6 protein-coding genes (1 of these 6 only partly in view) are annotated in these 8,016 nt (G+C 62.6%); 2 read left to right on the plus strand and 4 right to left on the minus strand.

Going from position 1 to position 8,016, the window contains the following annotated elements:
• Nucleotides 1–69 precede the first annotated feature (69 nt).
• Entirely contained in the window at nt 70–2,241 is a 2,172-nt protein-coding gene (locus CYG48_RS15295; protein WP_118851160.1) for a malate synthase G, read from the plus strand.
• A 107-nt stretch (nt 2,242–2,348) separates the two neighbouring features.
• Here the strand turns inward: CYG48_RS15295 and CYG48_RS15300 are convergent, their stop codons facing one another.
• Nucleotides 2,349–3,014 carry a L,D-transpeptidase gene (locus CYG48_RS15300; protein ID WP_118851161.1) on the minus strand — a complete coding sequence of 222 codons (666 nt, stop codon included), beginning with the start codon at nt 3,012–3,014 and terminating at the stop codon, nt 2,349–2,351.
• Nucleotides 3,015–3,191: 177 nt separating this feature from the next.
• Here CYG48_RS15300 and CYG48_RS15305 point away from each other — a divergent pair, with 177 nt between their 5' ends.
• Nucleotides 3,192–3,680, plus strand: coding sequence for an MmcB family DNA repair protein (locus tag CYG48_RS15305; protein WP_118851162.1), 489 nt, complete (start codon nt 3,192–3,194; stop codon nt 3,678–3,680).
• Here CYG48_RS15305 and CYG48_RS15310 read toward each other — a convergent pair whose 3' ends face one another.
• The 3 genes from CYG48_RS15310 to hrpB form a co-directional block, all read right to left on the minus strand.
• On the minus strand, nt 3,681–4,256 hold the full coding sequence (locus CYG48_RS15310; RefSeq protein WP_118851163.1) for an ActR/PrrA/RegA family redox response regulator transcription factor: 576 nt from the start codon (nt 4,254–4,256) through the stop codon (nt 3,681–3,683).
• Between the two features lie 43 nt (nt 4,257–4,299).
• Entirely contained in the window at nt 4,300–5,640 is a 1,341-nt protein-coding gene (locus CYG48_RS15315) for an ActS/PrrB/RegB family redox-sensitive histidine kinase (RefSeq protein WP_118851697.1), read from the minus strand.
• An 80-nt stretch (nt 5,641–5,720) separates the two neighbouring features.
• On the minus strand, nt 5,721–8,016 hold the 3' portion of the coding sequence (gene hrpB / locus CYG48_RS15320) for an ATP-dependent helicase HrpB (protein ID WP_118851164.1). It continues 179 nt past the right edge of the window; 2,296 of the gene's 2,475 nt are visible here — the last part of the coding sequence; its start codon lies beyond the right edge, outside the window; its stop codon occupies nt 5,721–5,723.

Here is an 8,016-nt window from a genome sequence, read left to right on the forward strand (position 1 = left end):
TGCATTGACAGCTTGCCTTGCCCGCGCAATGTGACAAGCAGTTTTCGCAATAGGTTCAAGGGGAGGCACATGGCCCGCATCGAAAAGAACGGTCTCGCAATCGACGAGACGCTCTACAATTTCCTGGTCGAGCAGGCACTTCCCGGCACCGGCGTGGATGCGAACCACTTCTTCTCCGAGTTTTCCAAGATCATCCATGATCTCGCCCCGAAGAACCGGGCGCTGCTGGCAAAGCGTGACGAGTTCCAGGCGAAGCTCGATGACTGGTACCGGCAGAACGGCGCTCCCACGGATCTTTCAGTCTACGAAGCCTTCCTGCGCGAGATCGGCTATCTCCTGCCGGAAGGACCGGACTTCACCGTCTCTACCCAGAATGTCGACCCCGAGATCGCAGAAATTGCTGGCCCGCAGCTTGTCGTGCCCGTGATGAACGCCCGTTATGCGCTCAATGCCGCCAACGCCCGCTGGGGCTCGCTGTATGACGCGCTCTACGGCACCGATGCGATTCCCGAAACGGATGGTGCCGACAAGGGCAAGGGCTACAACCCGGTGCGCGGTGCCAAGGTGATCGCCTGGGCGCGTGACTTCCTTGACCAGTCCGTGCCGCTCTCTGGCGCGAGCTGGACCGGTGTCACCTCCTTCGTCATTGCCGATGGCGGGCTGAAGGCCGCCGCGCAGGATGGCCAGACGGTCGAGCTTGCTGATCCGACCCAGTTTGCCGGCTACCAGGGTTCGCCCACGGAGCCGACGCATATCCTGCTTAAGAAGAACGGGTTGCATATAGAGATCCTGATCGATGCGACGACGGCAATCGGCAAGGATGATCCGGCCAAGATTTCCGACGTCTGGGTCGAATCCGCCATCACCACGATCATGGACTGCGAAGATTCGATCGCAGCCGTCGATGCCGAGGACAAGGCTGCCGTCTACGCCAACTGGCTCGGGCTGATGAAGGGAGATCTTTCGGAAGAAGTGTCGAAGGGCGGCAAGACCTTCACCCGCCGCCTGAACCCCGACACCGACTACACGGCGCCGGATGGATCGAATTTCGTGCTGAAGCGCCGTTCCCTGATGCTGATCCGTAATGTCGGCCACCTGATGACCAATCCGGCAATCCTCGACCGGGATGGCAACGAGGTTCCGGAAGGCATCATGGATGCCATGATCACGGCATTGATTGCCATCAACGACATTGGCCCTAGCGGTCGCCGCCAGAACTCCCGCACCGGCTCCATGTATGTGGTGAAGCCGAAGATGCACGGGCCGGAAGAAGTGGCCTTTGCCTCGGAAATCTTCTCGCGCGTCGAGCAGGCGCTGGGGCTTCCGGTGAACACGATCAAGATGGGCATCATGGACGAGGAGCGCCGCACCACGGTCAACCTCAAGGAATGCATTCGCCAGGCGCGCGAGCGGGTGGTGTTCATCAATACCGGCTTCCTGGATCGCACCGGTGACGAGATCCATACCTCGATGGTAGCTGGCCCGATGATCCGCAAGGGCGACATGAAGCAGGCTGCCTGGATCGCAGCTTATGAAAACTGGAACGTCGATATCGGTTTGCAGTGCGGCCTGTCGGGCCACGCGCAGATCGGCAAGGGCATGTGGGCGATGCCCGACATGATGGCGGCGATGCTGGAGCAGAAGATCGCCCATCCGAAGGCGGGGGCAAATACCGCCTGGGTCCCGTCGCCGACTGCGGCAACCTTGCACGCGACGCACTACCACAAGGTGGATGTTGCCTCCGTTCAGGCGGGGCTGAAGAGCCGCGAGCGCGCGAAGCTTTCAGACATCTTGTCGGTTCCGGTTGCTTCGCGGCCGAACTGGACCGCGGACGAGATCCAGCGCGAACTCGACAACAATGCGCAAGGGATCCTTGGTTACGTCGTCCGCTGGATCGACCAGGGCGTCGGTTGCTCCAAGGTGCCGGATATCAACAATGTCGGGCTCATGGAAGACCGCGCAACGCTGCGCATCTCGGCCCAGCACATGGCAAACTGGCTTCACCACAAGCTGGTCAGCGAAGAACAGGTCGTGTCGACGATGAAGCGCATGGCCGCGGTCGTTGATGGCCAGAATTCTGGCGATCCGCTCTACCGGCCGATGGCGACCGACTTCGACAACTCCGTTGCCTTCCAGGCGGCGCTCGACCTGGTGCTGAAGGGCCGCGAACAGCCGAACGGTTATACCGAGCCAGTGCTGCACCGTCGTCGCCAGGAGCTGAAGGCGAAGCTGGCGGGGTGATCCCCCATACCGGAATGCCCCCTCGCGAGGGGGCAATCACAAGCGACAAAAAGGCCGCCGGAGAAACTCTCACGGCGGCCTTTCTAATTCCTGCGCGGATGCTGCGTTTACTGGATCACCACGACCTTGGTCTGGCGACCGGGGCGAACGCGGCTGTAGAGGTCGATTACGTCCTGGTTCATCAGGCGGATGCAGCCCGACGATGCCGCGGTGCCGATGGAAGCCCATTCCGGCGTGCCGTGCAGGCGGAACAGCGTGTCCTGGCCCTTCTCGTTGAAGAGATACATGGCGCGCGCGCCAAGCGGGTTGTTGAGACCGGGGCCCATGCCGGCCTCGACATAACGAGCGATGTCCGGCTTGCGGGCTGCCATCTCCTTCGGCGGGTGCCAAGTCGGCCATTCCTGCTTCCAGGCGACGTAAGCCGTGCCTGACCAAGCGAAGCCCTGCTTGCCGACGCCGATGCCATAGCGCACCGCCTTGCCGTTCGGCAGGATGTAGTAGAGATGCCGTTCGCGGGTGTTTACCACGATCGTGCCGGGCTTCTCGTTCGTCTGGTAGCTCACGATCTGGCGGACGAACTTCTTGTCCATCCGGTTGATCGGGATCGCCGGCAAGGTATATCCGGCGTCCTGCACCGAGCCGTAGGAATCGGTGAAGATCTGCTCGGTATAGCTGACGCTTTTGGTTTCGGAGCTGGATGTCACGGTGGAGCAGCCGGCCAGGGCGACAGACGCCAGAAGGCCGAGTGCAAGCATGCTGTTGCGGACGCGCATGGAAGTCTCTTGATGATTGGGCAGATGAATTAGGTGGACGACCACCTTCGTCAGGGGTTATTTTCGATAAGATTCGTCTTGGCAAGCGCTGCAGCGCATCAAAACAGAGCCGGCGTATGATTGAAAAAGGGCATGGTGTTTTTGCAACATCATCTTGGTCCCTAAGTCGTAGAGCCCATGACTATACTGAATGTCGTCAGCAACAACCCCTTGATCGATGGGCGCCAATCGGCCCGCGCCATGATGGTGCGCAAAGGCGTGCAGATCCTGCTGCATGACATGCGCCATGCGCTCCTGCCGGAAATGGTGCTATCCAGCGGACGACGCGCCGATTTGATGACCCTGACAGAGAAGGGCGAGATCTGGATCATCGAGATCAAGACATCGGTGGAGGATTTTCGCGTCGACCGTAAATGGCCCGATTACCGTGCCTGCTGTGACAGGCTGTTCTTCGCTACCCACAAGGATGTGCCGCTCGATATCTTCCCGGAAGACTGCGGGCTGATCCTGTCAGACGGCTATGGCGCACATCTGCTGCGCGATGCGCCGGAGCACAAACTGGCGCCTGCGACGCGCAAGGCCGTCACGCTCAGCTTTTCGCGGGCGGCAGCACAACGGCTGATGATGGCCGAATGGGCGACGGGCAGGAACTTCGACGAGATGTAGTTATTTCGGCGCGCGCTTGGCGAGAATGCGCTGCAGCGTGCGGCGATGCATATTGAGCCGGCGTGCCGTTTCGGAAACGTTGCGTTCGCACATCTCATAAACGCGCTGGATATGCTCCCAACGCACGCGATCGGCCGACATCGGGTTTTCCGGCACGTCGGCGCGCTCCCCCGGCCGCTGCGTCAGCGCGCTGAAGATGTCGTCGGCATCAGCGGGTTTCGAAAGATAATCAAGCGCGCCAAGCTTCACCGCCGTCACGGCTGTTGCGATGTTGCCGTAGCCGGTGAGCACGATCACCTTGGTGTCTTCGCGGCTCTGGTGGATCGCCTCGACCACGTCGAGCCCGTTACCGTCACCCAGCCGCAGGTCCACCACCGCATATTTCGGCGGATGCGCCTTGGATTTTGCCACACCTTCGGCCACCGATTCGGCCGTTTCCACCACAAAGCCTCGCGCTTCCATGGCGCGCGCCAGGCGCCGCAGGAACGGGCCGTCGTCATCCACGATGAGCAGCGATGGGTCCGGGCCGAGATCCGGATCAACCGGCCCTGAGGGCTGTTCCAGGTGTGTTTCCATAGCGTTTCTTCTCCGCAGGCTGCTGTCACCTGCCTTGTGCAATCTATATGGGCATTACCGTTGATGGAGCCAAATCATTTTTATCCGCCACGTCCATCACAGAACGTGGCCATTCGACATGAATACGCGCGCCGAGCGTGCTGCCTTCACTGTTCCCGAAGCGGATCGAAGCGCCTGAGCGCTCCAGGAGCGTCTTGGCAATAAACAGGCCAAGGCCGAGGCCCCCGGCGCGCTGATCCTCGCGCGGTCGCCGCGTCATATAGGGCTCCCCAATGCGGGAAAGAACCTCCGGGCTGTAACCCTGGCCATCGTCCTCGATGGTGATCGAGACCCGCGAGGCGTCATGGGCAACGGTCACGGTCACCTTGCTGCGTGCATAATCCACCGCGTTCTCGATCAGGTTGCCAAGGCCGTAAAGGATCGCAGCATTGCGGTTGCCGACCGGTTCGGTCGCCCGGTCCCCCTTTTCGATGAGGGCGATCTGGATGCCGAACTGGCGATGCGGCGCAAGCACTTCCTCAATCATCGAGGACAAGGGGAGGCGACGCATATGCTCCTCGCTCTCCGCCGAAAGCGAGGTGAGCCGGCGCAGGATGTCACGGCACCGCTCGCTCTGGCTGCGCAAAAGCTGCACGTCTTCCCGGAAGCGCTCGTCACCGCCGAGTTCTCGTTCCATTTCCTTGGCAACGACGCTGATGGTGGCAAGCGGTGTGCCGAGTTCGTGGGCCGCGGCCGCCGCAAGTCCGTCGAGTTGCGACAGGTGTTTTTCCCGCTCCAGCACCAGTTCGGTGGCTGCCAGCGCATCGGCCAGCAGCGTCGCCTCATGGCTGACGCGGTAGGCGTAAAAGGCAGCAAACATCATCATTGAAGCGATCGAGCACCAGACGCCAAGCTGCATGATCGGCTGGATGCGCAGCGTCTCACCTTCGTACCAGGGCACTGGATAGGGGGAGAGGGCAAGCGCCGTGGTGCCAGCGAGCGCCACAACGATCAGCACCAGCGAGTGGCGAAGCGGCTGCGATGCAAAGGCAATGATGACCGGCACGCAGATGAGCGGCGCAAACGGATTGGCAAGACCGCCGGTGATGAACAGCAATGCGGCCATCTGCAGCAAGTCGAAGGCGAGCAGCGCCAGCGCCGCTTTTGGTTCAAGCCGGTGGGTCGCCGGAAACCAGGCGGAAAGCGCAAGGTTTGCCACCGCCAGCGCGCCGATCAGGATCGCCGCCTCCTGGAACGGCAGTGGAAACCGCAACACGACGCCGACGATCAGCACGGTGATCGTCTGGCCCGCCACCGCCAGCCAGCGAAGCCGCACCAGGGTCTGCAAGCGAATGCGCCGACTGGAGGGGCCGAATTGTGCAAATCGCACCGATGGGCTGTCCATGCTCACAATCCGTCCTTCACCTTGGCTTGTGTTCGGCACTGTCATACCGTTCCTCCGCTGGTGCGCGAGGCGGCATTCTGTCACGTACCGCGCGGTTTGGCACGCGTCGTCGGTTGCGCCTGCGCCGGATCTTCCGGCCACGGATGTTTCGGATAGCGCCCGCGCATCTCGGCACGCACGTCCTTCCAGGATCCGGCCCAGAAACCGGGCAGGTCGCGCGTCGTCTGTATCGGCCGGTGCGCCGGCGATGTCAGTTCGAGAAGCAGCGGCAATCGCCCGCCGGCGATCGCCGGATGTTTCGTCAGCCCGAACAGTTCCTGGACGCGGATCGCCAGAACCGGTTCTTCCCCGTCGTAACGGATCGGATGCCGCTCTCCCGTCGGCGCCGTGAAGTGCGTGGGTGCAAGCTTGTTCAGGTCCTGCGCCACCTCATGCGGCACAAGCGAACGCAACCCTTCCGACAAGCTGCCGGGGTTGATCGCATCAAGCCCTGACGTATTTCCCTGGAAGGGAACGAACCAGTCCTCGAGCCGCGCAAGCAGCGCTTCGTCGCTCATGTCCGGCCAAGGTTCGCCGATCGTGCGGTGAAGGAAACCGATCCGATCGCGCAACTGCGCCCCTTCCTTGGAAAAAGGCAGCACCTGGAGTCCAAGCTCGCGCACTCCTTGCGCCAGAGCCCGCGCCGCCTGGTCGCCGCTCGGGCGCGGCAAGGGCCGCTCCTCGAAGATGATCGCACCAAGCCGGGTTACCTTGCGTGCCCGTACCTGTCGGCTGGCGCGGTCGAAGAAACATTCGTCGCCTTCGATTATGGCATGTTGAAGCTCTGCTTCCACATCGGTGCGGCTGATTTCAGCTGCTGCCAGAATGCGTGCCGCCGCCGCGCGCCCGGTCAGGTCGGCGATCACCAGCATCCTGGAGGCCGACAGCCGCTCGGTTTCCGGCAGCTCGGCGCCACGTCCATTCGCCATCACGAAGCGGCCACGACCGCCACGCTGCAGGGCGATCCGGTCAGGATAGGCATGGATGAGGAGGCGCCCGGCCGTTGCCGGTTCAGGTGAACGGCTCGTCTTCGGCAGACTTGCGGCGATCCGCTGTGCAAGCTTGCGGGCAGCGTCAGCCCGGTCTCCGCGTTCGTGCCGGAAGCGCTTCAGCCGCTCGTCGAGATCGACATCATTGCCGCCCAACCCCTGTTCGGTCAGCAGTACGCCGAGAAGACAGGCCTCATGGCCCAGTCCCTCCTCTGCCGCCGAGATCGCCATGGCCGCAAGTCGTGGCGGCAGCGCGAGATCGCGCATCAGCTTGCCTTTGTCGGTCAGGCTTCCGTTTTCTTCCAGCGCGCCGAGCTGAACGAGCAACCCCTTGGCTTCATTGAAGGCCGCGGCCGGCGGCGGATCGAGAAAGGAAAGTGTCGCCGGGTCCTGAACGCCCCAATGCGCCAGGTCGAGCACAAGGCCGGACAGGTCGCTCGCCAGGATCTGCGGCGGGGTAAAGGCGGGCAGTGCCGCCGTCTGCCCCTGGTGCCAAAGGCGAATGGCGATGCCCGGTTCGGTACGTCCGGCACGTCCGGCGCGCTGATCGGCAGAGGCGCGCGACACCCGGACTGTTTCGAGCCGGGTGATGCCGGTTGAAGGTTCAAACACGGGCAGGCGCTGCAAGCCGCTGTCGATGACGATTCGAACGCCGTCGATGGTGATGGAGGTTTCGGCGATCGATGTCGCCAGCACCACCTTGCGCTTGCCGGCAGGTGCCGGCTTGATCGCGAGGTCCTGCTCCTTTTGCGACAGGTTGCCATAAAGCGGCACCACGGTTGTCTCCGGGCCAAACCGCCCCTGCAGCCGCTCGACGGTGCGGGTGATTTCCGCTTGGCCGGGGAGAAATGCGAGGATGGAGCCTTGCTCGCTGCGGTGTGCTTCGATGATGGTGGCCGCCATCACATCCTCGATCCGCTCGGCTGCAGACCGGTCACGATAACGGATCTCGATCGGGAAGGTTCGGCCCTCACTCTTGATAATCGCCGGATCACCCAGCAGCGCCGCCACCCGCTCCACATCCAGCGTCGCCGACATTACCAGCAGGCGAAGATCTTCGCGCAGCACAGACTGCACATCGAGCGCCAGGGCCAGGCCGACATCGGCATCCAGCGACCGTTCATGATATTCGTCGAACAGCACCGCGGAGACGCCTGCAAGCTCAGGATCTTCAAGGATCATCCGGGCAAACACGCCTTCCGTCACCACCTCGATCCGCGTCCGGGCAGAAACGCGGTTGTCGAGGCGCATGCGATATCCGACGCGTTCCCCGACAGGTTCGGCAAGCAGCGACGCCATGCGGGACGCTGCGGCCCGCGCGGCGAGCCGGCGCGGCTCGAGCAGAATG

The sequence above is a fragment of the Neorhizobium sp. SOG26 genome (assembly GCF_003491345.1).
GTDB lineage: Bacteria > Pseudomonadota > Alphaproteobacteria > Rhizobiales > Rhizobiaceae > Neorhizobium > Neorhizobium turbinariae.

Excerpts from the sequence above, each read along its gene's own strand:
- CYG48_RS15295 (WP_118851160.1), top strand. The coding sequence starts at position 70 with ATGGCCCGCATCGAAAAGAACGGTCTCGCAATCGACGAGACGCTCTAC.
- CYG48_RS15300 (WP_118851161.1), bottom strand. The coding sequence starts at position 3,014 with ATGCGCGTCCGCAACAGCATGCTTGCACTCGGCCTTCTGGCGTCTGTC.
- CYG48_RS15305 (WP_118851162.1), top strand. The coding sequence starts at position 3,192 with ATGACTATACTGAATGTCGTCAGCAACAACCCCTTGATCGATGGGCGC.
- CYG48_RS15310 (WP_118851163.1), bottom strand. The coding sequence starts at position 4,256 with ATGGAAACACACCTGGAACAGCCCTCAGGGCCGGTTGATCCGGATCTC.
- CYG48_RS15315 (WP_118851697.1), bottom strand. The coding sequence starts at position 5,640 with ATGGACAGCCCATCGGTGCGATTTGCACAATTCGGCCCCTCCAGTCGG.